The sequence below is a fragment of the Hyphomonas sp. genome (assembly GCF_018402285.1).
Classification (GTDB): domain Bacteria; phylum Pseudomonadota; class Alphaproteobacteria; order Caulobacterales; family Hyphomonadaceae; genus Hyphomonas.
This window is the reverse complement of record NZ_JAGYJH010000003.1, coordinates 287,800-313,439: the sequence shown is the minus strand read 5'-3', so window position 1 is coordinate 313,439 and position 25,640 is coordinate 287,800. Positions and strand designations below refer to the sequence as shown.

30 protein-coding genes and 1 tRNA gene are annotated in these 25,640 nt (G+C 62.3%); 21 read left to right on the top strand and 10 right to left on the bottom strand.

Translation table 11 applies throughout. The annotated features are described in order from the left end of the window. Positions 1–2 precede the first annotated feature (2 nt). From KG722_RS04030 to KG722_RS04005, 6 genes are all read left to right on the top strand, one after another. On the top strand, positions 3–290 hold the full coding sequence (locus tag KG722_RS04030) for an RNA-binding S4 domain-containing protein (protein WP_213269718.1): 288 nt from the start codon (positions 3–5) through the stop codon (positions 288–290). Then, positions 287–733, top strand: coding sequence for a TerB family tellurite resistance protein (locus KG722_RS04025; protein ID WP_213269716.1), 447 nt, complete (start codon positions 287–289; stop codon positions 731–733). The genes KG722_RS04030 and KG722_RS04025 overlap by 4 nt, the downstream gene beginning before the upstream one ends. Positions 734–832: 99 nt before the next feature. Beyond that, positions 833–1,174: a ferredoxin FdxA gene (gene fdxA, locus KG722_RS04020; RefSeq protein ID WP_213269714.1), complete on the top strand. Its 342-nt coding sequence runs from the start codon at positions 833–835 to the stop codon at positions 1,172–1,174. Between the two features lie 281 nt (positions 1,175–1,455). Further along, complete coding sequence (locus KG722_RS04015) at positions 1,456–1,980, top strand: CarD family transcriptional regulator (RefSeq protein WP_213269712.1); 525 nt, start codon at positions 1,456–1,458, stop codon at positions 1,978–1,980. Between the two features lie 140 nt (positions 1,981–2,120). After that, positions 2,121–2,525: a GFA family protein gene (locus KG722_RS04010; RefSeq protein ID WP_213269710.1), complete on the top strand. Its 405-nt coding sequence runs from the start codon at positions 2,121–2,123 to the stop codon at positions 2,523–2,525. Positions 2,526–2,756: 231 nt separating this feature from the next. After that, the gene (locus KG722_RS04005) at positions 2,757–3,026 is read left to right on the top strand and encodes a hypothetical protein (RefSeq protein ID WP_213269708.1); all 270 of its coding nucleotides are present in this window, start codon (positions 2,757–2,759) and stop codon (positions 3,024–3,026) included. 73 nt (positions 3,027–3,099) lie between these two features. On the opposite strand, the gene KG722_RS04000 is transcribed toward KG722_RS04005, so the two are convergent. Next, positions 3,100–3,537: a VOC family protein gene (locus tag KG722_RS04000; RefSeq protein ID WP_213269705.1), complete on the bottom strand. Its 438-nt coding sequence runs from the start codon at positions 3,535–3,537 to the stop codon at positions 3,100–3,102. Between the two features lie 81 nt (positions 3,538–3,618). Here KG722_RS04000 and soxR point away from each other — a divergent pair, with 81 nt between their 5' ends. After that, positions 3,619–4,074: a redox-sensitive transcriptional activator SoxR gene (gene soxR, locus KG722_RS03995; RefSeq protein ID WP_213269704.1), complete on the top strand. Its 456-nt coding sequence runs from the start codon at positions 3,619–3,621 to the stop codon at positions 4,072–4,074. Between the two features lie 6 nt (positions 4,075–4,080). On the opposite strand, the gene KG722_RS03990 is transcribed toward soxR, so the two are convergent. After that, positions 4,081–5,649 (bottom strand): long-chain-fatty-acid--CoA ligase, encoded by a 1,569-nt coding sequence (locus tag KG722_RS03990; RefSeq protein WP_213269702.1) that lies wholly within the window; start codon positions 5,647–5,649, stop codon positions 4,081–4,083. A 134-nt stretch (positions 5,650–5,783) separates the two neighbouring features. On the opposite strand from KG722_RS03990, the gene KG722_RS03985 reads away from it, so the two are divergent. The 5 genes from KG722_RS03985 to KG722_RS03965 all read left to right on the top strand — a co-directional run bounded on the left by KG722_RS03985 (position 5,784) and on the right by KG722_RS03965 (position 11,206). Beyond that, on the top strand, positions 5,784–7,475 hold the full coding sequence (locus KG722_RS03985; RefSeq protein ID WP_213269701.1) for an SUMF1/EgtB/PvdO family nonheme iron enzyme: 1,692 nt from the start codon (positions 5,784–5,786) through the stop codon (positions 7,473–7,475). Between the two features lie 49 nt (positions 7,476–7,524). Next, on the top strand, positions 7,525–8,811 hold the full coding sequence (locus KG722_RS03980; RefSeq protein WP_213269694.1) for a glutamate-5-semialdehyde dehydrogenase: 1,287 nt from the start codon (positions 7,525–7,527) through the stop codon (positions 8,809–8,811). Beyond that, complete coding sequence (locus KG722_RS03975) at positions 8,808–9,395, top strand: nicotinate-nucleotide adenylyltransferase (protein ID WP_213269692.1); 588 nt, start codon at positions 8,808–8,810, stop codon at positions 9,393–9,395. Before KG722_RS03980 ends, KG722_RS03975 begins: the two co-directional genes overlap by 4 nt. Further along, positions 9,392–10,132 (top strand): ThiF family adenylyltransferase, encoded by a 741-nt coding sequence (locus KG722_RS03970; RefSeq protein WP_213269689.1) that lies wholly within the window; start codon positions 9,392–9,394, stop codon positions 10,130–10,132. Before KG722_RS03975 ends, KG722_RS03970 begins: the two co-directional genes overlap by 4 nt. Positions 10,133–10,207: 75 nt before the next feature. Next, complete coding sequence (locus KG722_RS03965; protein WP_213269686.1) at positions 10,208–11,206, top strand: alpha/beta fold hydrolase; 999 nt, start codon at positions 10,208–10,210, stop codon at positions 11,204–11,206. A 10-nt stretch (positions 11,207–11,216) separates the two neighbouring features. Here the strand turns inward: KG722_RS03965 and KG722_RS03960 are convergent, their stop codons facing one another. Further along, positions 11,217–12,203, bottom strand: coding sequence for a D-glycerate dehydrogenase (locus KG722_RS03960; protein WP_213269683.1), 987 nt, complete (start codon positions 12,201–12,203; stop codon positions 11,217–11,219). Between the two features lie 137 nt (positions 12,204–12,340). Between KG722_RS03960 and KG722_RS03955 the strand changes: the two genes are divergently transcribed. From KG722_RS03955 to KG722_RS03935, 5 genes are all read left to right on the top strand, one after another. Beyond that, positions 12,341–12,904, top strand: a complete 564-nt coding sequence (locus KG722_RS03955) for an SH3 domain-containing protein (protein WP_213269681.1) — start codon at positions 12,341–12,343, stop codon at positions 12,902–12,904. A gap of 73 nt (positions 12,905–12,977) precedes the next feature. Next, positions 12,978–13,532: a bifunctional 3-hydroxydecanoyl-ACP dehydratase/trans-2-decenoyl-ACP isomerase gene (fabA, locus tag KG722_RS03950; RefSeq protein WP_213269679.1), complete on the top strand. Its 555-nt coding sequence runs from the start codon at positions 12,978–12,980 to the stop codon at positions 13,530–13,532. A 69-nt stretch (positions 13,533–13,601) separates the two neighbouring features. After that, the gene (locus KG722_RS03945; protein WP_213269676.1) at positions 13,602–14,420 is read left to right on the top strand and encodes an enoyl-ACP reductase; all 819 of its coding nucleotides are present in this window, start codon (positions 13,602–13,604) and stop codon (positions 14,418–14,420) included. A 258-nt stretch (positions 14,421–14,678) separates the two neighbouring features. After that, positions 14,679–14,936 (top strand): YjhX family toxin, encoded by a 258-nt coding sequence (locus tag KG722_RS03940; protein ID WP_213269674.1) that lies wholly within the window; start codon positions 14,679–14,681, stop codon positions 14,934–14,936. Positions 14,937–15,046: 110 nt separating this feature from the next. After that, a complete protein-coding gene (locus tag KG722_RS03935) occupies positions 15,047–15,646 on the top strand; it encodes an NAD(P)H-dependent oxidoreductase (protein WP_213269671.1) in 600 nt (199 codons plus the stop codon). On the opposite strand, the gene KG722_RS03930 is transcribed toward KG722_RS03935, so the two are convergent. From KG722_RS03930 to rpsO, 4 genes are all read right to left on the bottom strand, one after another. Beyond that, positions 15,636–16,463 carry a CAP domain-containing protein gene (locus KG722_RS03930; protein WP_213269668.1) on the bottom strand — a complete coding sequence of 276 codons (828 nt, stop codon included), beginning with the start codon at positions 16,461–16,463 and terminating at the stop codon, positions 15,636–15,638. The two genes, KG722_RS03935 and KG722_RS03930, sit on opposite strands and share 11 nt — an antisense overlap. A gap of 62 nt (positions 16,464–16,525) precedes the next feature. Continuing rightward, positions 16,526–17,212: a uridine kinase gene (gene udk, locus KG722_RS03925; RefSeq protein ID WP_213269666.1), complete on the bottom strand. Its 687-nt coding sequence runs from the start codon at positions 17,210–17,212 to the stop codon at positions 16,526–16,528. A 94-nt stretch (positions 17,213–17,306) separates the two neighbouring features. Beyond that, the gene (gene pnp / locus KG722_RS03920; RefSeq protein ID WP_213269665.1) at positions 17,307–19,448 is read right to left on the bottom strand and encodes a polyribonucleotide nucleotidyltransferase; all 2,142 of its coding nucleotides are present in this window, start codon (positions 19,446–19,448) and stop codon (positions 17,307–17,309) included. Between the two features lie 68 nt (positions 19,449–19,516). Further along, positions 19,517–19,786, bottom strand: a complete 270-nt coding sequence (gene rpsO / locus KG722_RS03915) for a 30S ribosomal protein S15 (RefSeq protein WP_213269664.1) — start codon at positions 19,784–19,786, stop codon at positions 19,517–19,519. Positions 19,787–20,104: 318 nt separating this feature from the next. Here rpsO and KG722_RS03910 point away from each other — a divergent pair, with 318 nt between their 5' ends. Then, on the top strand, positions 20,105–20,566 hold the full coding sequence (locus tag KG722_RS03910; RefSeq protein ID WP_213269663.1) for a DUF2721 domain-containing protein: 462 nt from the start codon (positions 20,105–20,107) through the stop codon (positions 20,564–20,566). 712 nt (positions 20,567–21,278) lie between these two features. On the opposite strand, the gene KG722_RS03905 is transcribed toward KG722_RS03910, so the two are convergent. Together KG722_RS03905 and KG722_RS03900 are read right to left on the bottom strand one after the other, a co-directional pair. Further along, positions 21,279–21,355, bottom strand: a tRNA-Arg gene (locus tag KG722_RS03905). A 53-nt stretch (positions 21,356–21,408) separates the two neighbouring features. Next, entirely contained in the window at positions 21,409–22,701 is a 1,293-nt protein-coding gene (locus tag KG722_RS03900; RefSeq protein ID WP_213269661.1) for a cystathionine gamma-synthase family protein, read from the bottom strand. Between the two features lie 112 nt (positions 22,702–22,813). Between KG722_RS03900 and KG722_RS03895 the strand changes: the two genes are divergently transcribed. Further along, positions 22,814–23,605, top strand: a complete 792-nt coding sequence (locus KG722_RS03895) for a thermonuclease family protein (protein WP_213269659.1) — start codon at positions 22,814–22,816, stop codon at positions 23,603–23,605. Here the strand turns inward: KG722_RS03895 and KG722_RS03890 are convergent, their stop codons facing one another. After that, positions 23,606–24,493, bottom strand: coding sequence for an RNA polymerase factor sigma-32 (locus KG722_RS03890; protein WP_213269658.1), 888 nt, complete (start codon positions 24,491–24,493; stop codon positions 23,606–23,608). Positions 24,494–24,683: 190 nt separating this feature from the next. Between KG722_RS03890 and KG722_RS03885 the strand changes: the two genes are divergently transcribed. Together KG722_RS03885 and KG722_RS03880 are read left to right on the top strand one after the other, a co-directional pair. Beyond that, on the top strand, positions 24,684–25,169 hold the full coding sequence (locus KG722_RS03885; protein ID WP_213269656.1) for an MmcB family DNA repair protein: 486 nt from the start codon (positions 24,684–24,686) through the stop codon (positions 25,167–25,169). After that, positions 25,166–25,612 (top strand): hypothetical protein, encoded by a 447-nt coding sequence (locus tag KG722_RS03880; protein WP_213269654.1) that lies wholly within the window; start codon positions 25,166–25,168, stop codon positions 25,610–25,612. The genes KG722_RS03885 and KG722_RS03880 overlap by 4 nt, the downstream gene beginning before the upstream one ends. The last annotated feature ends 28 nt before the right edge of the window (positions 25,613–25,640 follow it).

Here is a 25,640-nt window from a genome sequence, read left to right as displayed (position 1 = left end):
AAATGCCGGAAGAAACGTCGCTCCGCCTCGACATCTGGCTTTGGCGGGCCCGTTTCTTCAAAACCAGGGCGCTGGCCACCGCGCATGTGCGCGGGCAGGGCGTGCGCCTTTCCCATTTAGGCCAGACCCGGAAGACCGACAAACCTGGCGCGCTGGTGGTTGCCGGTGACGTGGTGACATTCGGAAAGGCCGGGCGTATTTACAGCGTTGAAGTGACCGGCCTCGGCGACCGCCGCGGGCCCGCAGAGGAAGCGCGGGCGCTCTACCGCCCCCTGGAGGCCGATCTATGATGGACCGCATCAAGCGCCTGCTGACGCCCAAAACGCCTGCCGAGCAGACCATGCCGCCTTATGTGGCGGTCACGGCGCTGCTGGTGGAAGCGGCACTGGTCGACGGCCTCTACGTGAATATCGAGAGCGACATGATCGCCGAAATCCTGGTCGAAGCGTTCGAATTCGACGCCGACAAGGCCGATGCCCTGCTCTCCGAGGCAGAAACCCTCGCCGAAGAGGCGGTCGGCAGCCACCAGTTCACCAAGCACGCGAAGAAGCTGCCGATGGCGGAACGCGTGAAGGTGATTGAGGCGGTCTACCGGGTCATCTATGCCGATGGCGAACGCTCAGACCTAGAAGACGCTTATGCGCGCCATGTGGCCGGCCTGTTGCACGTCGATGATGTGCAGCGCGCCGAAGCCCGCCGCCGCGCTGAAGCGCGCACATCAGGCACGGTTTGAGCCAATCTCCCGACCCTGTGTAGTACGCCTCATTGACAGGTGCGCCTTGCATCGCCAATTGGCGAGGCTGAAATTCCGCCAGAAGACCCCGGATCTACCATGACCTATATCGTCGTCGACGCCTGCATCCGCTGCAAATACATGGACTGTGTCGAGGTTTGCCCCGTCGACTGCTTCTATGAGGGCGAGAACATGCTCGTCATACACCCTGATGAGTGCATCGATTGTGGCGTGTGCGAGCCCGAATGCCCGGTCGAGGCCATCAAGCCCGACACCGAGGACGATCCGGACGGCAAATGGCTGAAGCTCAATTCCGACTTTGCCAAGGTCTGGCCCAACATCACCCGGATCAAGGAACCCCCAGCGGACCGGGAGAAGTTTGCCCAGGAAACTGGAAAGCTGGAAAAATACTTCAGCGCCAATCCGGGAACGGGCGACTGACCGCCACCTAAGGGGGAATAAATTCCCCCGGCATCGACAGTCTGCAGTGGCTGCGGGGATGTTGAAGGATCAGGGCCCGTTAACGATTTCCCTGATTCTTCATCTTTTACCTCTCAGCAACGTATGTGCCATGCTGTTGTATTTCCTGTAAGAATGTGCTACACGGAAGATCTGAACAACAATCAAGAAGAGCGGGAAATCCTAACTCAGAACCTGAATCAGGAACTGGGCTGGAAGAACTCGACTCTCTTAATGTGTGTGTAGAAAAGGGTCTTACCTATATGGCGAAGAAGGCAGAAGCTCGGACTCATGCGTTCGAGGTCGGTCAGAGTGTTGTCTACCCAGCGCACGGCGTGGGCAAAATCACCGGTATCGAAAGTCAGACAGTCGCGGGCATGCAGCTGGAAGTCTATGTCGTGGCATTTGACCAGGACAAGATGATCCTTCGCGTGCCGACCAACCGCGCTGAAGCTTCCGGCATGCGAGCCCTGGCTGGCTCGAAACTGGTCGATGACGCGCTCAAGACGCTCGGCGGCAAGGCCCGTATCAAGAGGACCATGTGGTCGCGCCGCGCCCAGGAATACGAAGCCAAGATCAATTCGGGCGACCTGATCTCGATCGCGGAGGTCGTTCGCGACCTGCATCGTGGCGATGACCAGCCCGAGCAGTCCTATTCCGAGCGCCAGCTCTATGAGAGCGCGCTGGACCGGATGGCCCGCGAACTCGCCGCTGTCGAGAATATCGACAAGGGCAAGGCGATGGAAAAACTCGCCAAGTCTCTGGCCAAGAAGAAGATCGCCGCCTGATTTCAGGCTGCGGCACGGTAAACGGGAAAGCCCCGCAGGCAACTGCGGGGCTTTTCCTTTGGCCCTCCCTGCCTTTCGATTGACCCGCCGCAGCACGCATGGCAAAAGAACATAACATGAACTTATGGCGGGAGGCGAACATGTCCCTTTCAGGTGGGTGCCGGTGCGGCGCCGTGCGGTATGAAATCGCGCACGGGCCCGGGCGGGTCTCGGTCTGTCATTGCCGGGATTGCCAGAAAAGCGCCGGGGCGCCGATGGTCGCCTGGGCCATAGTGCCCAAGAACGATTTCCGGATCAGCGCCGGCGCGCCGCAGGTGACAAACTCTTCCGGGGACAGTTTCCGCTATTTCTGTCCCTCCTGCGGCACAGGCCTCTATTACATCAATGAGACCTACCTGCCGGGCATCGTCGATGTTCAGCTTATGACGCTGGACGAGCCAGGCACATTCACGCCCGACGCGCAGGTACAGACAGCCGAGCAAGCAGGCTGGATGGCGCATCTGAGCGAAATTCCCGCCTTTCCGCGCTATCCGGGAATGGAATAAATACCACCTTCGCGCAGCTATTTGAGGCTCAAATCCTCCGTTTCCGGTCATTTGTTAACGCGGGCACAAGCGACGTTTACAAAGCCGCGTCATGGCAAATGCCATCTTAACCATGTTCAAACGCTCTCAGGGCAGGGTTTATCCGTCGCCGGATGATCTGGCGAGTGATGGATTACCGGCCATCGCACGGGAAAACCCGGCCGGCCGGCAGCGGAGTGAAAGACAAGAGACATGGCCTATTCAGATACACATGTGGAGCCCGCAAGCCTGCTTGGCGCGCACTCCCTTCCCGACGATCTCTACCGCGCAGGCCTTGCCTATGCGACCGGCACCGGCACCGAGATCAACCTTGTTGAAGCGCACAAATGGTTCAACCTCGCCGCCGTCCGCGGTCATGAGGAAGCCCGCACCCAGCGCCAGGAAATGGCAGAAATGCTGACCTCCGCCGAAGTGAAGATGGCGTTGCAATCGGCGCGCGACTGGATGAAGCTCGCCAACTGAGGCGCGAACACAGCTTTTGTCTACAGGCTGTCACCCCGGTGCAGGACGCGCTGGCCGGGGCCGCGTGCCGCCTTTACCGGGCAGGTGTTTCTGCTTTGCCGGCATATTCGAGAACCGGCGCATACGACACCACCTCGAACTCGATATTGCTCTCGTCAAGGAAGTAGAATCGGCGGCCGGGCTCATAATCTTCATGGCCGAAGGGCGCATAGCCGGCCTGGCGCACAAGGGTCTCGATGGCGACGATGTCGTCCACCTCAATCCCGATATGATTGAGCGGCACGCCCTTCTGGAACCGCTTAGGGCAGCCTTTCTCCGACAGCGGAGAATAGAGCGCCAGATAGTGTTTTTTCGAGCCGACATGGACTGTGTGCCCTCCGCTCATAGCCCTGCCGCGCCAGCGGACATGCCAGCCGAAGATCTTCTCGAAAATCTGCGCGGCGTGCTCGGAATCGGGCACGGTGATGTTCACATGCTCGATGCGGGCGGGTCTTGGATTTTTCTGTGTCATGGCCAGGCCTCTTTCAGGGTGGTTGGTGCCTGACACCTCTGCTACAATCTCAAGTGCACTTTAGATCAAGCAGAATATTGCATGGCCCTCAAACATTCTGACGTCCTCACAATTGGCGAACTTGCCGCGCGCACCGGCGTCGCGGTTTCGGCGCTGCGATATTATGAGGAACGCGGCCTAGTCCGTTCCCTCCGCCCGGCCGGGAGACACCGCCGCTTCCTGCGCTCGGACATAAGGCGCGTCTCCTTCATCAAGATTGCGCAGTCGCTCGGCCTGACAATCGAGGACGTGGCACGCGCCTTTGCCGCCCTGCCCGAAGGGCGCACGCCAACGGCCTCGGACTGGCGCGCCATCAGCGCCGACATTCGCGCCGTTCTCGACCGGAGAATCGCTGAGCTGGAAAACATGCGCGGCAAGCTCAACAATTGCATCGGCTGCGGCTGCCTCTCGCTGAAACGCTGCGCGCTTTACAATCCCGGCGATCAGGCCGGTAAGACCGGTAGCGGACCGCGCTTTGTCTTCGAGGATCATCCCTGACCGCGCTTAGCCGACCCGCCGCGTCATGCCCTTCCAATAAGGCTCACGCAGGTCCTTGCGCAGGATCTTGCCCGACGGGTTGCGCGGCAGGGCGTCGATGAAGTCCACAGATTTGGGCGCCTTGTATGCGGCGATACGCTCCTTCGCCCAGGCAACGATGCTCTCCGGGGACGGATCTTCGCCCGGCTTCTTCACCACGATGGCCTTGACCGCCTCGCCCCACTTCTCATCGGGCACGCCGATGACGGCAACGTCCGCCACGCCCGGCGCGCCGAAGATCGCGTTCTCGACCTCGGCCGGATAGACGTTCTCCCCGCCCGAGACGATCATGTCCTTCACCCGGTCATGGATGTAGAGGAAGCCGTCCTCGTCGAAGTAGCCTGCGTCTCCGGTATGGAAGAAGCCATTGCGAACTGCATCTGCGGTGGCGTCGGGCCGGTTCCAGTAGCCCTTCATGACGAAGCCGGACTTGATGACAATCTCGCCCACCTCGCCAGTGGGCACGGGCTTGCCCTCCCCGTCGACCACTCGCACCACCGCGCCCGGCCAGGGCACGCCGCAAGAGCGGAGTTTTCCCCAGCTCGGATCATGCGCCTCGGGCGGCAGGAAAGTTCCGGCACCGACGGTTTCGGTCAACCCGTAAAGCTGGGTGAACCGCGCGCCCATGATCTCCACGGCCGTTCGCAGCAGCGCTTCGGAAATCGGCGAGGCGCCGTAAAAGACCTGTTTGAGGCTGGAGAAATCGGTTTCGCGGATGGCCGGTTGCTGCGTTAGCATAAGGATCACCGCAGGCACCCAGAAGGCGTGGGCAATATTGTGCTCGGGAATGAGCTTTAGGATCAGGCCCGGGTCGATGTCGCGCAGGATGACCGTCTTGGCACCCTGAAGGCTGGCCAGCACGCCGACATTTACCCCCGCCACGTGGAATTGCGGCATGGCGTTCATGATCGCCTCGCCCGCATCATAGCTCGACCATTCGAGCATGCCGGCCTGGGTGAAGAAGGCGCGGTAATTGTCATTGGTCAGCTGAACGCCCTTGGGCAGGCCGGTGGTGCCCGATGTGTAGAGCTGGATGACATCATCCTCACCCTTTACGTCGATGGCGACCGGATCGGTCTTCTTGGAATCGCGCCAGGAAGGGAAATAGTCCCAGTCTTCCCGGTCACCATCGAGCGTGATGATGCGCGTCAGATCCGGCAGCTCTGCCTTGATCTGGTCAATCATCCCGTAGAATTCCCTGCCGACGAACAGCACCCGGGCTTTCGCGTCCGACAGGATAAACTTCACTTCCGGCGGGGCGAGCCGCGTGTTGACCCCGGTCATCACGGTGCGCGACTTGGCGCAGCCAAAGAGGATCTCGTAATAGGCGTCGGTATTTTTCGCGAGGTAGCCCACCCGGTCACCCGGTTGCAAACCGAGGCGGACAAGGCCATTGGCAATCTGGGTGGAGCGCGTCTCGAGCTGCGCAAAGCTCGTCGCCCTGCCCTCAAACCAGAGCGCCGTTTCGTCCGGGCGCAGCCTTGCCTGAACAGGCGGAATATCCGCAATGTAGGGCATCGCTTCGATGTCGATCATGGCTGTCCTCCGCCGTGTGCTTGTTTGAACTGAGATTACGGTATTTCAGGCGCCTGTCAGCCCCTCCCTGCCTGCCTCTTTGGACAACGTGAATTCTGTGCAATCCTCCAATGTGCAACACGTGGGGACGACGCATGGCAAGTATATTTCTGTCCTATAGCCGGGCCGACAGGCCGAAGGCCCAGATCGTCGCCGAGGCACTGATGGCTGAAGGCCTTGCGGTCTGGTGGGACAAGGTACTGCGCGCCGGCCAGACTTATGACGAAGTAACCGAAGGCATGCTGCGCGAAGCCGATGTGGTGATCGTTCTCTGGTCGGCAACTTCGGTGAAATCGAAATGGGTGCGCGCCGAGGCGACACTTGGCCAGCGCACGTCGGTACTGATCCCTGCGATGATCGAGAACGCTGAACGCCCGATCATGTTCGAGCTCACCCAGTCGGCCGACCTGATCGGCTGGAACGGCGACCGGGCCGATCCTCGCTGGCGCGAATTCGTTGCAGATGTCCGGCGGGTAATGCCGGAGGACGAGGTGTCTGCGGCAGCGGTTCCCGTCACAGCGCCAGCAACCCCTGTTGCTCCCGCAACCGCCCCCACGCCCGACATGACGATGGAGCTGACCTTCTGGACGTCGATTAAGGATGACGATGATGCCGCCGATTTCGAGGCCTACCTGAAGCGGTATCCGAACGGCCACTATGCCGATCTTGCGCGCAACCGGCTGGCGGCCATCGCGCGGGCCGAAGCGAAGGCAGCTGCCGTGCGGCCAGCTGTGCCGGCGCCGGCACCTCGCATTCAGCCCGTCCCGCCGCTACCCTCGCCCCCAAAACCTGCGCCTCCCCCTCAACGCGCCGCGCCGCCGCCCGCAAAGAAATCATCGTCGCCCCTGCCGATATTCGCAGGGGGGCTCGTTGCCATCGTGCTTGCCGGGTTTGCTATCTCACAGCTGTTGCCCCAAGATCGGATCAAACCTGTTGCCGCAACCGCCGTTGTCGCGGACGATACTCAGGTGGCTGCGGCAACGGTGCCTGAACCTGCGGCCCCGGAGGATATGCCGGTCACCGAGACGGTATCGCTGAGCACGGCAGAACTTGTGCCGGCGCCCGAGGTCGAAGAGATCGCTCCGGAACCCGCACCACCATGCGACTATTGCCCCGACATGGTAGCGCTTGCTGGTGGAACCTTCATGATGGGCTCCGCCACCAACGAGCCAGGACGTGAACCGATCGAGGGCCCGCAGCACGAAGTCACGCTCGCCCCGTTCGAGATCAGCCGCGGCGAGATCACCGGCGCACAATGGACAGCCTGCGTTGAGTCGGGCGGGTGCAACGGCTATCGCCCGAACCTTCAGGAGAGTGGCGCGTATCCGGTCGCATCAGTTTCCTGGCGCGATGCCAATGCCTATGCCGCCTGGCTGTCCAACGCGACGGGCGATGCCTACCGCCTGCCAACCGAGGCGGAGTGGGAGTATGCTGCGCGCGGCGGTACGACGACGTCCTATTGGTGGGGCGACCGGTTCGACGCCGCAAACGCGCCGCGTGACCGGGTGCGCGAGACGACCAGCCTGCCGGAAAATCCGTTCGGCCTCATGGGTATGCTTGGCAATCTCAGCGAATGGGTCGAGGACTGCTATGTCAACGGCTATGCCGACGCCCCGACCGATGGGAGCGCTGTTCTGTCGGGGGACTGCTCACGGCGTGTGGTGCGCGGCGGTTCGGTCAAGAGCGGGCAGGGCCAGCTCCGCGCGGCGAACCGGTCGCGTGTCGGTATCACCACGCGGGACCGCCATATCGGGTTTCGGGTGGTACGCTCGGTACCGCCATCCTGATCCTTGCCCGGTCTTGCCGGTCCGGCCCGTTTGCGGCAAGACCAACCGGATGACGATCCAGACACCGCTACCTGACGCGGCACTTGCTGAAACAATGCTCGACATGGGCGCCCGCGCCCGCGCCGCCTCGCGCGAGCTTGGCCAACTGACAGCGCAGGACCGCACGCGCGGCCTCATGGCCATCGCTGCAGCCATCCGCGCTGCTGCGCCGGAAATCCTGAAGGCCAATGCGCAGGATATGGACGCCGCCAGAGCCAATGGCCTTACCCCGTCCATGCTGGACCGTCTCGCGCTTGACGAAAAGCGCCTGGAAGGCATCGCCGCCGGCGTTGAGACCGTCTCCGCCCTGCCCGATCCGCTGGGCCGCGAGCTTGCTCGCTGGACCCGTCCCAACGGCCTCGACATTGCGCGCATCGCTGTGCCGCTGGGCGTCATCGGCATCATCTATGAAAGCCGCCCGAATGTAACCGTGGACGCAGGCGTCCTCTGCCTGCGCTCGGGCAATGCGGCGATCCTACGCGGCGGCTCGGAAAGCGCGCACTCTTCCCGCGCCCTGGCAGATGCCATGCGCGGCGCCCTGAAATCCGAAGAGCTGCCCGTCGACGCGATCCAGCTCGTCGCCACCACCGACCGTGACGCGGTCGGCCACATGCTCGCAGGCCTTGATGGCGCACTCGACGTGATCGTGCCGCGCGGCGGACGCAGCCTTGTCGAACGGGTGCAAGCTGAAGCCCGTGTCCCCGTGATCGGCCATCTGGAAGGCCTCTGCCACACCTATGTCCATGCCGCTGCAGACCCCAAGAAAGCGGTCGAGATCGTGGTCAACGCCAAGATGCGCCGCACCGGCGTATGTGGTTCAACCGAGACGCTGCTGATCGATGTCGACATCGCCGCAACGCTGCTTCCGCAGATCGCCGGCGCGTTGACAGTAGCGGGCTGCGAACTTCGCGGCGATGGGCGAACGCGCGCGATCCTCGGCGACATCACCCCTGCGACCGAAGCCGACTGGACCACCGAATATCTCGACGCGATCTTGTCCATCGCGGTCGTTGACGGCCTGCCCGGCGCGCTGGCCCATATCGCCCGCTGGTCCTCTGGCCATACCGAGGCCATAATCACCGAGGACGTTGCCGCCGCCGAAGCCTTTATCGCGGCCGTCGACAGCGCCATCGTCCTGCACAACGCCTCCACCCAGTTTGCCGATGGCGGCGAGTTCGGCTTCGGCGCCGAGATCGGCATTGCCACCGGCCGCATTCATGCGCGCGGCCCGGTCGGCGCCGAGCAACTCACCACCTACAAATATGCCGTTCGCGGCACAGGGCAGGTCCGCCCTTGAAGCGCGCCCGCCTGCCCGGCCCCGCCCGGGGCCTCGCCATCGGGCTCTTTGGCGGCAGTTTCAATCCTGCCCATGAGGGCCATTTACTGGTTGCGGAGACCGCGCTGAAACGCCTGAAGCTCGACGAGGTGTGGTGGATCGTGGCGCGCGGCAATCCACTGAAGTCCGACCACGGAGATTATACCGACCGCCTGGAATCAGCCTGCACCATGGCGCGCGGCGCCGGCATGAAAGTCTCCGCAATCGAGAATGACCTCGGCCTAACCTATTCCATCGATACGGTCCGCGCGATTCGCAAGGCCGCGCCGACGACCCGGTTTGTCTGGCTGATGGGGGCGGACAATCTCTACGGGTTTCATCGCTGGAAGGCGTGGGAGGAAATTGCCCGGCTGCTGCCGATCGCCGTCATCGCGCGGCCCGGCGTGCGGATCTCCAAGGCGTCCGCTTTTTCCCGGAAGTTTTCCGCTGCACGCCTGCCCGAAGCTGAGGCGCCAAAGCTATCGCAGGCATCCGCGCCCGCCTGGATTTACATCCGTACACGGGAAAACGCCGACTCGTCAACGGCATTGAGAAACCGCGCATGAGCCTTTCGCCTGAAGATATCGACCGCCACCGGCGCCACATCCTGCTGAAGGAAATCGGCGGGCCCGGCGTGGCAAAACTGCGCGCCGCTTCCGTCTCGATTATCGGCGCCGGCGCCCTTGGCGGGCCCGCCGCGCTTTATCTCGCCGCAGCTGGGGTGGGCCGGATTGAGCTCTGGGATGATGACCGGGTCGAGCGCTCGAACCTGCAGCGGCAGATACAGTTTTCAGACGCCGACACGGGCACGGAAAAGGCCGCGTCCCTCGCCGCCCGGATCAGTGCGCTCGATCCTGGCATCACTGTCTCCGTCCAGCTGTCGCGCTTTGTGGAAGGCGCCACGCCCTCCGGGGACATCCTGATTGATGCGACCGACAATTTCGAGACCCGCTTCGCGCTCAACGCCTTCGCGCATGCAAACAGGCGCTACCTCGTGTCCGGCGCGGCCAGTGGCTGGAGCGGACAGGTCAGCGTCTTTGCCTCCGGCGTGATCGCTGAGGCGCCCTGCTATCGCTGCTGGATTCCAGAAATGCCACCGGCTGCCGAAGCCTGCGACGAGGTTGGCGTTGTCGGCGCGATTACCGGTATGACAGGTTCGGCCATGGCGCTGGAAACGGTGAAGCTCATGACTGGCGCTGGTGACCCGCTGATCGGGCGAATCCTTCTCATCGACGGGTTGCGAACCGAGTTGCGCGGCGTTCATTTGCGCCGCGATTCTCAGTGTCCGGTCTGTTCGATCTGAACAGAAGGTTTGACATGCGCGCCAGCGCGCGCGTTATTTGCCAAGCAGTTTTCTTGATCGGATACTTCTCGCCAGATGTTCTCCCGCCTCCTCGCTGTCATCGTCACGCTCGGCGTCATCCTTTTTGCAGGCTGGTGGTCTCTCAAACGCGACGACATTCCCTATGAACAGCTGGAAATGATTTATGCCAGTTCCGACAGCCGCTTCCTCGCGCTCGATGAGGAAAAGCGGATTCATTTCCGGGATGTAGGCCCGCGCGAGGCGCCTACCATTGTTCTCGTCCACGGCTTTTCCGCTTCGCTGCACACCTGGGAGCCTTGGGTTGCCGATCTGAAGCGCGACTATCGCGTGATCAGCCTGGACCTGCCCGGCCATGGCCTTTCCCGCTGCGTGGACAATGACGAGATCGGCATGGAGCAGTTCACCGCCATCATCGACCAGGTGACGCGCGCCCTGAAGGTCGATCGCTTCACGCTCGCCGGAAACTCGATGGGCGGCGGGGCTGCGTGGAATTTTGCCCTCGCCCATCCCGGCAGGCTGGAAGGCCTCGTTCTGGTCGACGCTGCCGGCTGGCCGCGCGCGGCCGAAGAAAGCGATGATCGGCCCTTCATTTTCCGCCTGCTCGAGATCGGCATCGCGCGGGAACTGGTCAAGGATCTCGACATGTCCTCCCTCATCCGCCCCGGTCTTGAGGACAGTTTTGCAGACCCCGCATTCGTGACCGACGAGATGGTCGACCGCTACGCTTCCCTCTCGCGCGCGCCCTGCCACCGGGAAGCCTTGCTCACCCTTTCCGCTGGCCGGGGAACGCGCATTGAAGCCACGCCGGAAAAACTCTCGGCGATTACCGTCCCCACCCTCGTTATGCACGGCGAGCTGGACAACATCATCCCCGCTTCACATGGCGAGCAGTTTGCTGCCGCCATTCCGGGAGCCGAGCTGAAGCTCTATCCGGATGTCGGCCACCTGCCACAGGAAGAAATTGCCGCGCAGTCGGTGGCAGACCTTCGGGACTTCCTGGCGCGCCGTGTGACGACAGTCCCGCAAGACGGCGGCGACCTGCCGACCAACTGATCCCAGCAGATCAGAGGATCGCGGGGATCACGCGGTCTGGCGGACGGTGGCCATCGGCGAAGGTCTTGATGTTGATGATGACCTTCTCGCCCATCTCGGTGCGTCCCTCTATGGTTGCCGAACCCATATGCGGCAGCAGCAGCACATTTGGCAAACCAATGAGCTCGGGGTTCACCGCGGGCTCCCGCTCGAACACGTCGAGGCCTGCCCCGGCAATCTTCCCGGCGCGGATGGCGCGAGCGAGCCCAGCCTCATCGATCACTTCGCCGCGCGCGGTGTTGATGATGTAGGCCTCCGGTTTCATAAGATTGAGGCGGCGCGAATTGATCAGGTGGAAGGTCGCCGGCGTATGCGGGCAGTTGATGGAGACGATGTCCATCCGCGCCAGCATCTGGTCGAGCGAATCCCAATAGGTCGCCTCCAGGCTTTCCTCGATGCGCGAGCTCACCGGCTTGCGGTTGTGATAATGAATCTGCATGCCGAACGCCTTGGCGCGGCGGGCAACCGCCTGGCCGATGCGGCCCATGCCGATGATGCCAAGGCGCTTGCCCGATAGTCGGCGCCCCATCATCCAGGTCGGCGTCCATCCATCGAACTTGCCGGCTTCCATTATCTGCACGCCTTCGTGCAGGCGGCGGGGCACCGCCAGGATCAGCGCCATCGCAACGTCAGCAGTATCATCGGTCAGCACGCCGGGCGTATTCGTCACCGTGATGCCGCGCTGCACGGCGCTCGCCACATCGATATTGTCGACCCCTGCCCCGAACTGGGCGATCAGGCGCAGCTGGTCGCCCGCGCGCGCCATCAGGCGGCCATCGATCTTGTCAGTCACCGTGGGGACCAGCACATCGGCAGTTTGCATCGCCTGCGCCAGTTCCTCGGTGGAAAACGGCCGGTCGCTCTCGTTTAGCCGCGCATCGAACAGCTCCTTCATCCGCAGCTCGACAGGCGCGGGAAGCTTGCGGGTGACGACGACTTTCAGTTTGCTGGCCGGCATGGGACTCCCATCGGTGCTTTTATTGTTTCCGGCGGGCTTAGCAGAGCCAAACCGCCACGCCAATCTCTCACAGCTTTACTGGGGATTCATGGTGTGATGCGAGAATGCCTCTTCCCCTCCTGATGGAAGCTCTGCACATGAAACGGGCACCCCTCGTTCTGGCCATCCTCCTAGCCCTCTCCGCCGGGGCCTGGGCCGATCCAGCCGGCCGCCCAGCCGCCGAGCCAGCCTCCGTGCAGATCGCCAGCCCAGGCGGCGAAACCGGCACTGAAGCCGTCATCAGCCGCTTTTCCAAGAAACCCGTTCCGCGTTTCGAGACCCTCCGCTGGGCCGAAGTGAACGGCCGAACCGGCCCCAGCCTCTCTTCCCCCATCGCCTGGCAGTATAACCGCAAGGGCCTGCCTGTCATGGTCGTGAAGGAGAGCGGAGAATGGTACCGCGTCCGCGACCCCGCCGGAGACGAAGTTTGGGTCCACATGCGGATGCTGGCCGAAGGCACCACCGCCATCGTTACACGCACATCCATCCTCGGCAACAGCCCGGCACGCGGCGCTGGAGGTGTGGCCGAAGTCGGCAAGGGTGTCCTGGTGGAGGTTAAAGCCTGCGACGAGAGCCTTTGCGAGGTCGAAACCGCCGGCTATCGCGGCTGGATGCCCCGCGCCGACCTCTGGGGGGCCAGCACGGCCCCGGGCGCCCCCTGAAGGTACAAATGGTTGACAAGCCGCAGGGTGTCGGCTCGAAGGCGTCATCCAAACTGAACGAGGATACCCCGACATGCAGGGTCCGCACGACTTTCATACGCCCAAATCCTCCTATTCCAAGGAAGACCTGCTGGAATCCGGCAAAGGTGGCTATTTCGGGCCGGGCAACGCCCAGCTACCCGCCCCGCCGATGCTGATGATGGACCGCATCACAGAGATCAGCATGGATGGCGGCGCCTTCGGCAAGGGCCATGTCATCGCCGAGCTCGACATCACCCCGGACCTCTGGTTTTTTCAGTGCCACTTCCCCGGCGACCCCGTCATGCCCGGCTGCCTCGGCCTCGATGCCATGTGGCAGATCGTCGGCTACTGGCTCGGCTGGTCGGGCAGTCCCGGCAAGGGCCGCGCGCTGGGCGTGGGTGAGGTGAAGTTCACCGGCGAAATCACACCGGACAAGAAGCTCGTGCGCTATGAGATCGACATCAAGCGCGTGCGCCGCGGCAAGCTCAATCTGGGCATCGCTGATGGCCGGGTCTACGTCGACGGGGAACATGTCTACACCGCGATAGACATGAAAGTCGGCCTCAAGAACGTGCTCGGCGGCGAGAGCGATCTGCCCGCTTCTTGACGAGGCCCGCCGGCGCGCCTAGCCCGGTTGCCGAAGAAACACATAGCCACCATCAGGGAGTGAGCGATCATGGCCGACGACTGGAACATGCCCAAGGGCGACCTGATGAAGGCCAAGCGCGGCGTCGTGATGGGCGTTGCCAACCAGAATTCCATCGCCTGGGGCATTGCTTCCCAGCTCGCCGCCCAGGGGGCCGAGATCGCCTTCACCTATCAGGGCGAAAGCCTCGAACGCCGCGTGCGTCCGCTCGTCGAATCCATCGGCATGGACACGATGATCCCGGCAGACGTGACCGACGACACTTCGATGGACGTCGCCTTTGCCACCATCAAAGAAAAATGGGGTAAGATCGATTTCCTCGTCCACTCCATCGCCTTTGCCGGCAAAGACGAACTCCAGGGCTCGATGGTCGCCAACACCACCCGCGAAGGGTTCCGCCGCGCGATGGACATCTCCGTATACAGCTTTATCGACTGTGCCCGCCGCGCCTCGGAAATCATGCCCGATGGCGGCTCGATCATCTGCATGACGTATCTCGGCGCCGAGCGCACCGTGCCCTCCTATAACGTCATGGGAGTTGCCAAGGCGGCGCTCGAAGCCTCCACCCGCTATGCCGCGCGTGACCTCGGGCCCCAAGGCATCCGCGTCAACGCCATCTCGGCCGGAGCCATGCGCACCCTCTCGCTCGCCGGCATCCGCGGCGGAAAGAGCCTGATGGGCACCGGCCGCAACTGGTCTCTTCTGAAAGAAGACACCAGCATGGAAGGCGTCGCCGGCTGCGCGCTTTACCTCCTCTCCCCACTTGGCCGCTCCATCGCGGGCGAAGTCATCCATGTCGATGCGGGCTTTCACGTCGTCGGCGTGCCGGACGCAAGCGAGGAAGAGTAGTCTTTCAACGCAATTCTTGAATTCAGGGCGAGATAATCCCAAAAAGGTACTTCGCCCTTTCGACGTCTTTATGGGCCGTACCCTGTCTGCGTCCCGCTGAAGGGCCTGTCGTTCCCGCACAGAAATCCGTGCAGGCAGGCCGGCGAAAGCGTAGAGCCGGGCGCCCTTCCACCTGGAAGCCATGCCGGAGACGTTTTCATGCTCCCCCGATCTAATCAAGATCCTGTATGGGGCGCGGGACCAGAGACTTGACCAACCATGGATATACTCCGTGCTGAACAGCGCATCCTCCACCTGCTCGCCCAGGGCGGGCGGATCGACCTTGTCCGCGGCGAAGCAGGCGAACTTACAGACGCCCAGTGCTACTCCCGCGATGGCTGGCATTACACTGGCCTCGACATGGACCTCTTCTGCAAGCTGAAGCGGCGGCGGACCATCGCCTCGCGGGGCGGCCAGCCCTACCGCATCACGCGGCGCGGCCTGCAACTCGTCCGTTCACAGCCGGACAATTTCTAGCCCCCGGCCGACCCCTCTCCATTCCTTTCATGGACTGGAGAGGGTTGCTTGTCGGGGCCTCTTGCCAACAAGCTCAGCCTGGAGCAGCAATGGCTCCGCAGGGGGCCATCATGTCAGCGCGCATCTTCATCTGGGTCGGAAATCCTCGCGAAAGTTCGCTCTGCCATGGCATGGCGGACGCCTATACCCGTGGCGCGAGCGGCTACAGCGCCGAAATCCGGCGCATGCACCTCTTTGATATGACTTTTGATCCAGACCTCACCGATGGCTACACGTCCCGCAAGACGCTGGAGCCCAGCCTGGAGGAATGGCGAGAGAACATCCTCTGGGCAAACCATCTCTGTTGGGCCTATCCCCAATGGTGGGGCGGCATGCCCGCCAAGATGAAAGGCGTGATCGACCGGGCCTACCTCCCAGGCTTTGCCATGCGCTATCACGATACGGGTCCGTGGTGGGACAAGCTGCTCACGGGCCGCTCGGCGGATGTCCTGATGACGGCCGATGGCCCGGCCTGGTTTGACCAACTCTCCTACGGACGCCCCGCCAAGCTGCAGGTCGAAAATCTCGTCCTGAAATTTGCCGGCATCAAACCCGTCCGTACCCTGCAGGTCGGAACGGTCAAGACCGCTAGGCCAGAAAAGATCCAGCAATGGCTGAAACAGGCAGAGGCGCGTGGCGCGGCAGCGGCAAGGAAACTTGCTAGGGCGTAATTGTCACAGCAGGCCCCGGAAACCGCATCCAGTAGTATGACAACGGATCATCCCCAGGCTGGGTAGCATAAGCGGCCAGCCGCGCATCGCGCCCCGGCCTCGCCCTGCCGCCCCCGGGAAACGGATCGCCGGAGGGGCCAACCACTTCATATCGCACAAACCGCCAGCCTTCGAGACCCTTGGGGCGCCCCTGCAAAGTCTGCGCCGCGCTGATCCGCAACGGCGCGGCCGCAGGCAGTGTCCCCGATACCCGCATGAACAGCTGGGTCACCCACACTCCTTCCTTCGTACGCACCACGCCGAAAGCAGCATGCGTCGCCTTGGGATGGAGAATGTTGGCGCGATGGCCGGGGCTGTCCATCAGGTTGGCGTGCAGCCGCTTGACCGCAAAGTTTGCCCCTATGCGCCCTCCGGCGCGCGAGAGCGTGGCCACATTCTCCGCCGAGAAGTCCATCAGCGCCGTCCGGTCCAGCGCCGCAATCCGCTCCCCATGCCCCCGCCCGTCCGGGCCGACATGGCCGAAGAAACCATTCACCGCCATGTCCAGACTGTGCAGCCGCGCGGCGTCCGTGAGTTCGCGGCGCATCTGCAAAGGCGCTAGACCCGCCGCTGCCCGCTCCTTGTTGACGAGGTCCAGGAAGCGCGCCTCGAGCATTTCCTCAAAGCCATATCCACCCGGCGGCCAGGCAAGGCAGGGCTGAGCCATCTCCACATAGGCCGCCACCGCAACAGGCCGGCCCTCTATCCTCAGATCGCAGGCAAATGCCGGAAACGGCAGAAGAAACAGGAAAGCGAGGCTGGCAATCAGGCGGCGCATTCACCCCTCCTATCACGGAAGGCCTGGCACTTCACCTTGGCAATTCACCTTGGCGCGAACGCTCAAATTACACCGGCCGTCTGCAGGCGCGAGAGCACAGGCGCCAGCATCCGCTCGATCGCTTCGGCCGACGGTTTCACATTGCCATAAGCAGGCACGCCCTCATCGGCAATCACAAGGTCCGCCTCGAACATCGCCGGATAGGTGAACCGGTAGTGGGCCGCGCGCACGGTCGACATGTATTGCTGCAGCACCGAATCCACTGTCCGCCCGCGCTCGATCACATCCCGGCGGATACGCCGCGCAAGGCGCAGGTCATCGGGCGTATCGACATAGACCGACAGATCGATGAGCGTGCGGATTTTCGGCATAGAGAGCGCATGGATCCCTTCCAGGATCAGCACCGGCGCCGGCTCGATCCGGCGGGTCTTTTTCGAGCGGTCATGCCGGTCATAATCATAGATCGGCTGCTCAACCCCCTCGCCCGCCTTCAACGCCCTCAGGTCGGAAACAAGATGGTCGACTTCCTTGGACTTGGGATCATCATAGTTGATCCCCGCTACCAGCGCCTCGCGTTCCGCGTCGCTCCTTGGCTCACCATAATGGCTCATCGGATGGTAGTAGGCGTCCTCGCCGAACATCACCGCTCGGCCTGGCCCCAGCCGCTCCAGCAGCGCCAGCGCCAGCGTCGACTTGCCCGAGCCTGAACCGCCCGACATCGCAATGAGGAAGTTCTTCTTCTTGGTCATGACAGCGCGCCCCTTTTGGTGTGACCGGTGTTTCCACGAAAAAGGGCCGCCCATCAAGGAGCGGCCCTCATTCATTTGGCAAGCTGTGGGAAGTCTACTCTTCCGAGGCGTCGTCGCCAGCAACGTCAGCGAGTTCCTTGCCGGTTTCCTGATCGACGACCTTCATGGAGAGGCGGACCTTGCCGCGCTCGTCGAAGCCCATCAGCTTCACCCACACCTTGTCGCCCTCCTTGACCATCTCCTTGGGGTGGCCAATGCGCTTATTGGCCATCTGGGAGACGTGGACGAGGCCATCCTTGGGACCGAAGAAGTTCACGAAGATGCCGAAGTCCTTCATGGACACGACCTTGCCTTCGTAGATCTCGCCGACTTCGGCTTCTGCCGTAATGCCCTTGATCATCTTGATCGCCGCTTCGATCGACTTGCGATCCATCGCGGAGATCTGAACCGTGCCGTCATCATCGATGTTCACCTTGGCGCCCGTCTCGTCGACGATACCGCGGATGACCTTGCCGCCTGAACCGATCACGTCACGGATCTTGTCGGTCGGCACTTTGATGATTTCCATCTGCGGGGCGTTCTCGGACAGCTGGCCTCGCGAAGCAGTCAGGGCCTTGCCCATTTCACCGAGGATATGCATCCGGCCGCCTTTAGCCTGTTCCAGGGCCTTGCCCATGATGTCCTTTGTGATACCGGCCACCTTGATGTCCATCTGGAGCGAGGTGATGCCGTTTTCAGTGCCGGCCACCTTGAAATCCATGTCGCCGAGATGGTCCTCGTCACCAAGTATGTCAGAGAGAACGGCGAAGTCAGTGCCTTCAAGGATGAGGCCCATGGCGATACCCGAAACCGGACGGCTCAGCGGCACACCTGCATCCATCATGGCCAGCGAGCAACCGCAAACCGTGGCCATCGAGGAAGACCCGTTGGATTCGGTAATCTCGGAGACCATACGGATCGTGTACGGAAAGTCCTCATGCTTGGGCAGAACAGCCTTGAGTGCGCGCCAGGCAAGCTTGCCATGGCCGATCTCGCGGCGGCCTGCGCCGCCCATGCGGCCCGTCTCCCCGACCGAGTAGGGCGGGAAGTTGTAGTGCAGCATGAACTTTTCTTTTTTCGTGCCGTCCAGGCCGTCGATATACTGTTCGTCATCGGACGTTCCAAGCGTGGCAACGCAGATCGCCTGCGTCTCGCCGCGCGTGAACAGCGACGAACCGTGCGTACGCGGAAGGAATCCCGCTTCAGCAACGATCGGACGGATCTGATCAAGCTTGCGCCCGTCGATCCGCTCGCCGGTCTTCAGGATGTCGCCGCGAACGACAGAGGCTTCGGCCTCCTTGAAAACCGTCTTGAACACTTCGGCCGTCATCGCCCGAGGGGTGTCCTCGGTGCTTACGAGGGCAGCTTTCGCCTTGTCCTTGGCAGCGCCGATGGCAGAATAGCGCTCGCCCTTGGCGGTGATCTTGTAGGCTTTCGAGAGGTCTGCGCCAACCGTGTCGATCACCGACTTGAGCGCTGCCGAATGGTCTGGCGGCTCATAGGCAAACGGCTCTTTGGCAGCTTTTTCAGCCAGCGCAATGATCGCATCGATAACTGGCTGCATCGCGTCATGACCGGCAACCACAGCGCCGAGCATAACGTCTTCGGAAAGCTCAGCGGCTTGCGATTCAACCATCATTACAGCGTCGCTGGTCCCGGCGACAACGAGATCAAGCTCGGACTCTTCGAGTTCGGCAATCGTCGGGTTGATGATGTACTGGCCGTCTTTATATCCAACGCGCGCGGCGCCGATAGGGCCCATGAAGGGCGCACCCGAAAGCACCAGCGCCGCAGAGGCGCCGACGAGGGCGATGATATCGGCATCATTTTCGAGGTCATAGGACAGCGTCGTGACGACAACCTGCACTTCATGCTTGAACCCGTCGACGAAGAGCGGACGGATCGGACGGTCGATGAGGCGCGAGGTTAGCGTCTCTTTTTCAGTGGGTCGGCCTTCGCGCTTGAAGAATCCGCCGGGAATCCGGCCGGAGGCGAAGTATTTTTCCTGGTAATTGACGGTCAGCGGGAAGAAGTCCTGACCCGGTTTTGCTTCCTTCGCGAACACGGCGGTCGCGAGGACGATTGTGTCGCCGTACTGCACCATCACGGCGCCATCGGCCTGACGTGCCACCTGGCCCGTCTCGATTGTCAGCGTGCGGCCAGCCCATTCCAGCGACACGGATTGTTTGTTGAACATTTCAGTCTTTCTTTCACATACGAAAAGCCCGCCAGAGCCCTATTGCCCGGCGGGCTTGTTTTTCGGACCTAGCGGCGGATGCCGAGTTCCGTGATGAGTTTCGTGTAACGATCCTCACTTTTGCCCTTAACATAGTCGAGCAGTTTCCGGCGCGTGGCGACCATGGTCAGGAGGCCGCGGCGGGAGTGGTTGTCTTTTTTGTTGGTCTTGAAGTGATCGGTCAGATTGTTGATCCGGTAGGTGAGGATCGCGACCTGTACTTCCGGGGAGCCCGTATCGCCCTCTTTGGTGGCGAATTTCTTGATGAGCTCCTGCTTCTTTTCAGCAGTAATCGACATCAGCAAAGCCTTCTTGTTCAAGCTTCCCCAAAGGGACGCGGGTTTCTCTAAACGCCTGAATTGGCGGGTTTTTTGGGAGCGGCCCTTGTCAAATTGGCCACGGCCGGGATGTCGTCCAGCAGGGTCAGCAGGCAGGCCTCCGCCCCAAACCGCGGCTTATGACCCATTTGGGGAGGAAATGAAAGAGGGCCCGGTGTGGAGATTTTCCACCGATCCCTGGCCCCCGCAGGGCATTTTTTGTCCCCTCGCCACAGGACGACAACATCGTTGTCATGATCTAGGCTAAACCGGCCTCAGAATCATCCTCACAGGCCTGACATGACCCCCGTTCCCCTCCCCGAAGACGTCGCCCACATAATCCAACTGGCCATTGCTCCGGTATTCACCCTGGCCGGCATCGGCGCCCTTCTGAACGTTATGGCAAACCGGCTCGCCCGCGTCGTGGACCGCTGGCGCACGCTGGAGGGCGGGCTGCCGGAGTCCTCCGAGGAACTGCGCCGCCTCGCCGTCATGGAACTCGGCGTTCTCGACAGGCGAATGGCGCGCATTCACCTCGCGATTTCCCTCTCGACGCTGGCGGCCCTGCTTATCTGCGTTGTCATCATCCTCCTGTTCACCGGCCAGCTCACCCCCGTCCCGGTCGCGCAAGCCGTCTCCATCCTGTTTGTCGCCTCGATGGTCTTCCTCTCCATCGCCCTCGTCTCCTTCCTGATGGAGGTCCGCATCGCCAGCCGCTCCCTACGCGTCACCCGCGCCGTCCTCGGTAAAACCGGACGCTGAGCCGCTCCTCTTCCATTCATGGGAGGTGAGAGCTCGGCAGCGAGAACAAGCACAGCCCTATCCATCAATTCCCTGCCCCCTTCTCCCGTCATCCTGGATTCAGCGAGAGCAAATCTCCGGGACCCGGAAAGCTCCCCCAAAATTCCGCTTCCCTCCGCGCAGGCGGGGGTCCAGGACAGTCCGGATGCTACTAGCGAGACCCCCGCCTGCGCGGGGATGAACGGAATTTCTTCGGACAACTTATCGACTAGGGTCACCACCTCCGCCACATAACAAGCATCCTTCTCACGAAGAGCCGCGCCGGTACCTTTCGTTTGTTGGACTGCGAGGATCAGCGACTACACTGCAATCTCCCGGGCAGGCCCCGGAAGATGGGAGTGGTTGGGTTTTACGGTCCAGCCAATCTCGAGGGACGTTGATCCAGGCAAGCCGGAGCAGAAAGCCGGTAGAGAATCCCGACTGGCCCGCCTCTTTTACAAGAGGTCACGAAAGTGAGGGGCTCCAAGGATCAGCAATTGCACTGCGATTGCCCCGAGAAGGCCAGTTGTCTGAAAAACAACTGGCTAAGCCACCCAAACTGCTCCGAACGCGGATGGCTCCGCCAGTCCGGCCAACGGTGCACGAGGCGCTCATAAGACCTGCCCCCTACGAGCAAGGCGAAGGCGCAGGTGCCGTGGGTAAATCCCAGAAACGTACCGAGCAATAAAGAAGATGGTGATCCCGGCGCGATTCGAACGCACGACCTACAGATTAGGAATCTGTCGCTCTATCCTGCTGAGCTACGGGACCAGCCGGCGTTTCCCTATCGGAAAACGCCGCCATTTTGAAGTGGAAAAGCGCCCTCAGACATGCTCGAGGGCCTGCTTGAGGTCCACAATCAGGTCATCGGGGGCTTCAATGCCGACCGAAAAGCGGATCAGGCCGTCGGTAAAGCCGATCCGGGCGCGCACATCGGCCGGAACGGCCGAATGCGTGGTTGAGCCGGGATGGCACATCAGGCTCTCGGTGCCGCCAAGGCTGACGGCGAGCTTAATGAGCTGCAACTTGTCGAGCATCCGGAAGGCCGCCTCCTTGCCGCCCTTCACATCGAAAGAGAATGTCGCTCCGGCCGCGTCGCACTGTTCCTCGAAGACCTTGCGCTGCGGGTCGTCCGCCGCCAGGAACTCGGGATACATGACCTGGGCCACGTTGGGATGACCCTTCAGGTAGTTGGCGCAGACCCGGGCATTTGAGAAGGCCCGCTCCATCCGCAACTGCACCGTCTCAAGAGACCGCGTCAACAGCCAGCAAGAATGGGAATCCAGCATCGTTCCCAGATAGTTCCGCATACGGCGGACCTTTGTCAAAATCTCTTCATTGCCGACGATGCCGCCTGCGATGAGGTCAGAATGTCCGCCTACATACTTCGTCAGCGAGTAGAGTGCGAGGTCGGCCCCATGACGCAGGGGCTTGTGGCCGATCGGCCCCATCATCGTGTTATCGCACATCAGCACCGGGCGGCGGCCCGTCTCCTTCTCAAGGACATCTGCCACTCTGGCGCAGGCCGAAATGTCGACCAGAGCATTGGTGGGGTTGGCAGGGGATTCGGTGAAGATCACCGAGATGGGCCCGAACTGCGCAACCGCATCGCGAGCCGCCTTGAGAATCTGATCTTCCGTCGACCAGGCATCAAACTCCGCCGAGCGCACGCCCCAGCCGGGCATGAATGTCCGGATAAAAACTTCAGAGGCGCCATAGAGAGGGCTGGAATGCAGGATACCGGTGCCCGGCTCTGCGCAGGCAAAGAGCGCGGTGGTAATGGCCGACATGCCGGAAGAAAACGCCAGCGCCGCTTCGCCGTCATCATAGAGGGTCAGCCGGTCCTCAAGCACTTCCATATTGGGATTGTTGAAGCGCGTGTAGATCAGGTCAGCGTCTTCTGGGTCCCCCTCCTCCCGCCGGCCCGCAAGCCGGCGGAAAAGGGCCTCCCCATCGCGGGCAGACTTGAACGCGAAGGTCGAGGTCATGAAGATTGGCGGCTTGATCGAGCCTTCGGACATGAAGGGATCATAGCCAAAGCCCATCACCAGCGATTCCGGGCTCAGCGTGTGGCCGGCAATCTCGCGCTTGCGATAGGACTTGAGTGGTTTGGACATTGGGGTTCCTCCCGGGATACTTATCGTAAGGGAAGGCTTAACGGGCGCCGGTCAGGTCTGGCAAGGCGAAGTGGCTTGCATCGCTGCCATGGGACAGGTGATAAGTCTGGACATGGACGATACAGGGCGCCCGGCGCCGATCTGCATTCTGGTGCCCTTGGCTGCCGCGCTGCTCGTGGCGGCTTGCGGCCGTGCGCCAGAAGATCCGCTCGCCGGGCTTGCCGAGGGAGAGCGCGGCCGGGTGGTCCGGGTCATAGACGGCGACGCCCTCGTCCTCTCCACCGGCCAGAACGTGCGCCTCATCGGCATCGAGGCCCCGGCCGGTCCCGACCGCGACCGGGAGGGCGATCACGGTTTCGAGGAGTCCAAGCGCGCGCTGGAAGAGATGGCCCTCGGCCGGGAAGTCGAGCTGCGTTATGGCGGCCTGACACGCGACCACTACGAGCGCGCCCTCGCGCATGTCGTGACGACCGATACGCTCGCCCCGCCCCTCTGGCTCAATGCGGAAATGATCCGGCGCGGGGCCGCCCGCGTCCGGGTCTATCCCGATACGGCCGCGGCCAATGACCTGCTGTTACCTATGGAACGCGAAGCGCGTGAAGCAAAAACCGGCCTCTGGAAGGATCCGGCCTGGAGGGTAACCGATGCCGCCGGGTTGCCCGACAGCTTCCAGGGCTTCCAGATGGTCGAGGCGGTAACCGCCGGCATGCAGGGCTCGGACATACGCGGCGTATCCTGCGAAGTGATGCTGGATCGCTCCCTCCTGGTACTGGAAATCGAAACCGGCGCGGCGGAGCTCTGCCGGCTTGATCCGGAGACAAGGATTCGCGCACGCGGTCATGTCCGAAATCTCCGTATGGAGATCAATCATTCGCTGAATCTGGAAATTCTGGAAAATCCGTGATCAGGCGTCCGGTACCAGGCCGGCAGTCTCCGGATCGCCGGCAATTTCTTCCAGCGCCCGCTTCAGCTTGCTCAGCGCCTGATGCTCCACCTGCCGCACGCGCTCCTTGGATACACCGAGCTCGTCGCCAAGCGCTTCCAGGGTCAGCGGCTCTTCGGAGAGGCGCCGCCGCGTGATGATATAAGTCTCGCGCGGCGTCAGCGACTTCATCGCCTCTTCGATCCAGCCATGGCGGCGCGCCGTATCCCGGGACCGCATCACGGCTTCTTCAGGCGGGACGCTCTCGTCGGCAATCATGTCCTGCCATTCGGCGTCGCCATCCATTGTCAACGGCGCGTTAAGGGACCGGTCAGAGCCGGACAGGCGCGCGGACATGAGCTCGACATCCCGCAGCGGAACACCCAGGTGCCCGGCGACCCATTTCTGATTCTCTTGGGTCATCGTGCCCTCACCCATATCGGAGATGCGGGCCCGCAAGCGGCGGAGATTGAAGAACAGGGATTTCTGCGCTGACGTGGTCCCTGTGCGAACAATAGACCAATTGCGCAGTACATAGTCCTGAATCGAAGAACGTATCCACCAGCTGGCATAGGTGGAGAAGCGCACTTCCCGCGCTGGCTCGAACCGGGCGGCCGCCTGCATCAGGCCGACATTGCCCTCGGAAACCAGGTCAGCCATCGGAAGGCCGTAGTGGCGGAACTTCGCGGCCATCGAGATGACGAGGCGCATATAGGCAGTGGTAAGCTCGTGGAGGGCCGCTTCATCATTCCCCTCTCTCCATCGCCGCGCCAGCGAGGCTTCATGCACCGGATCGAGAAGGGGTGCCTTCATGGCGGTCTTGACGAACTGTCTGTCAGCCGGGCTTGTCGCTGAATATGCACTGGGCATGTGCAACCTCCTGTGAAGGGACGTCTGGCCCCTTGTTGCTCTGCTCTACGCGTCCGGGCCAAAGGTGGATCACCCCACACCCTTGATTTCCGCGCCGATTGCCCCAGCAGGCCGGACAGGCCCAGGGTGGCCTTGACGCCAAAACCCGCCCCGGAATAGGGTAAAAAGAACAATACCGGAACGCGCCACTATGGCTGACCCAATAAAAGAGCAGGCGCCCGTGCGCCGGGCAGCTGAAATCTGCCGGGGCACGCTGCGGCTAATGGCTGAGCTTGGCTATTTCGGCGTCACTGAGATGACCCTCGCTAATAATCGGCGGGCCGACATTGCCGCCGTTGGCCCAGCCGGCGACATCTGGATGATCGAGGTCAAATCCAGCATCCAAGATTTCAGGTGTGATTCCAAATGGCCTGAGTACATGGACTATTGCGACCGCTTGTCCTTCGCCGTGGCGGCCGATTTTCCCCAGGAGCTGATCCCGCCGCAGACCGGGCTAATCGTCGCTGACGCCTTCTATGGCGCCGTCATCCGGGAGGCGCCGGAAACCCGCCTTGTTCCCGCACGCCGCAAGGCGGTGACCCTTCGTCTGGCGCGCCTTGCCGCCTCCCGGCTCAGCGGGCTGAGCGATACGGGCTGGACGCCGGGCGAGGACACGCTTACCTCGCCTCTGCCATGAGCCTCTCCTATCCCGTTGCCCGTTCCCTTGAAGATGCCTTGAAAGCTGACGTGCCCACCGCGCGCAGCCTCCGCGAAGCGCTAACCTTTGCGCGGGGCCTCGCGCTGGAAGGCCTAGAGACAAGCTGGTTGCATCTTCCTGATACCGAGGCAGACGCCCTGTTCAAGGCCTTGGGCGCTGATGGACCGGCCGGGCATCTCCAGCGCTATGAGGATACACTCGGTCATTCGGTCGTCGCCGTCAGCTGGTGGAAGATGGTCGCCCCGGGCTCTGCACCCACCTCGGAAAAACGCGCTTTCGAGCCGGCCCCGCTCCCCCCGCCTCCGGCTGAGGACGATCACACCGACGACCTTTATTTTCGCCGTGGCCGCACCAAGACCCGCCGAAAGAAGCCGGTTGATCCGAACCAGCTTGACCTCTTCAGCAAAAATCTGAAACGCTGAAACGAAGGGCGGCGCGAGGAAACCCCCG

What these genes read in the sequence shown, in the direction of transcription:
- KG722_RS03895 (WP_213269659.1), top strand. Translation starts at nt 22,814, where the DNA reads ATGGACGATACAGGGCGCCCGGCGCCGATCTGCATTCTGGTGCCCTTG.
- rpsO (WP_213269664.1), bottom strand. Translation starts at nt 19,786, where the DNA reads ATGTCGATTACTGCTGAAAAGAAGCAGGAGCTCATCAAGAAATTCGCC.
- KG722_RS04000 (WP_213269705.1), bottom strand. Translation starts at nt 3,537, where the DNA reads ATGACACAGAAAAATCCAAGACCCGCCCGCATCGAGCATGTGAACATC.
- KG722_RS03930 (WP_213269668.1), bottom strand. Translation starts at nt 16,463, where the DNA reads ATGCGCCGCCTGATTGCCAGCCTCGCTTTCCTGTTTCTTCTGCCGTTT.
- KG722_RS04005 (WP_213269708.1), top strand. Translation starts at nt 2,757, where the DNA reads ATGGCCTATTCAGATACACATGTGGAGCCCGCAAGCCTGCTTGGCGCG.
- udk (WP_213269666.1), bottom strand. Translation starts at nt 17,212, where the DNA reads ATGACCAAGAAGAAGAACTTCCTCATTGCGATGTCGGGCGGTTCAGGC.
- KG722_RS03980 (WP_213269694.1), top strand. Translation starts at nt 7,525, where the DNA reads ATGACGATCCAGACACCGCTACCTGACGCGGCACTTGCTGAAACAATG.
- KG722_RS04015 (WP_213269712.1), top strand. Translation starts at nt 1,456, where the DNA reads ATGGCGAAGAAGGCAGAAGCTCGGACTCATGCGTTCGAGGTCGGTCAG.
- KG722_RS03880 (WP_213269654.1), top strand. Translation starts at nt 25,166, where the DNA reads ATGAGCCTCTCCTATCCCGTTGCCCGTTCCCTTGAAGATGCCTTGAAA.
- KG722_RS03935 (WP_213269671.1), top strand. Translation starts at nt 15,047, where the DNA reads ATGTCAGCGCGCATCTTCATCTGGGTCGGAAATCCTCGCGAAAGTTCG.
- KG722_RS03885 (WP_213269656.1), top strand. Translation starts at nt 24,684, where the DNA reads ATGGCTGACCCAATAAAAGAGCAGGCGCCCGTGCGCCGGGCAGCTGAA.
- KG722_RS03960 (WP_213269683.1), bottom strand. Translation starts at nt 12,203, where the DNA reads ATGCCGGCCAGCAAACTGAAAGTCGTCGTCACCCGCAAGCTTCCCGCG.
- KG722_RS03965 (WP_213269686.1), top strand. Translation starts at nt 10,208, where the DNA reads ATGTTCTCCCGCCTCCTCGCTGTCATCGTCACGCTCGGCGTCATCCTT.
- KG722_RS03955 (WP_213269681.1), top strand. Translation starts at nt 12,341, where the DNA reads ATGAAACGGGCACCCCTCGTTCTGGCCATCCTCCTAGCCCTCTCCGCC.
- KG722_RS04030 (WP_213269718.1), top strand. Translation starts at nt 3, where the DNA reads ATGCCGGAAGAAACGTCGCTCCGCCTCGACATCTGGCTTTGGCGGGCC.
- fdxA (WP_213269714.1), top strand. Translation starts at nt 833, where the DNA reads ATGACCTATATCGTCGTCGACGCCTGCATCCGCTGCAAATACATGGAC.
- KG722_RS03900 (WP_213269661.1), bottom strand. Translation starts at nt 22,701, where the DNA reads ATGTCCAAACCACTCAAGTCCTATCGCAAGCGCGAGATTGCCGGCCAC.
- KG722_RS03990 (WP_213269702.1), bottom strand. Translation starts at nt 5,649, where the DNA reads ATGATCGACATCGAAGCGATGCCCTACATTGCGGATATTCCGCCTGTT.
- KG722_RS03985 (WP_213269701.1), top strand. Translation starts at nt 5,784, where the DNA reads ATGGCAAGTATATTTCTGTCCTATAGCCGGGCCGACAGGCCGAAGGCC.
- KG722_RS03945 (WP_213269676.1), top strand. Translation starts at nt 13,602, where the DNA reads ATGGCCGACGACTGGAACATGCCCAAGGGCGACCTGATGAAGGCCAAG.
- KG722_RS03940 (WP_213269674.1), top strand. Translation starts at nt 14,679, where the DNA reads ATGGATATACTCCGTGCTGAACAGCGCATCCTCCACCTGCTCGCCCAG.
- KG722_RS03910 (WP_213269663.1), top strand. Translation starts at nt 20,105, where the DNA reads ATGACCCCCGTTCCCCTCCCCGAAGACGTCGCCCACATAATCCAACTG.
- pnp (WP_213269665.1), bottom strand. Translation starts at nt 19,448, where the DNA reads ATGTTCAACAAACAATCCGTGTCGCTGGAATGGGCTGGCCGCACGCTG.
- KG722_RS04010 (WP_213269710.1), top strand. Translation starts at nt 2,121, where the DNA reads ATGTCCCTTTCAGGTGGGTGCCGGTGCGGCGCCGTGCGGTATGAAATC.
- KG722_RS03970 (WP_213269689.1), top strand. Translation starts at nt 9,392, where the DNA reads ATGAGCCTTTCGCCTGAAGATATCGACCGCCACCGGCGCCACATCCTG.
- KG722_RS04025 (WP_213269716.1), top strand. Translation starts at nt 287, where the DNA reads ATGATGGACCGCATCAAGCGCCTGCTGACGCCCAAAACGCCTGCCGAG.
- soxR (WP_213269704.1), top strand. Translation starts at nt 3,619, where the DNA reads ATGGCCCTCAAACATTCTGACGTCCTCACAATTGGCGAACTTGCCGCG.
- KG722_RS03890 (WP_213269658.1), bottom strand. Translation starts at nt 24,493, where the DNA reads ATGCCCAGTGCATATTCAGCGACAAGCCCGGCTGACAGACAGTTCGTC.
- fabA (WP_213269679.1), top strand. Translation starts at nt 12,978, where the DNA reads ATGCAGGGTCCGCACGACTTTCATACGCCCAAATCCTCCTATTCCAAG.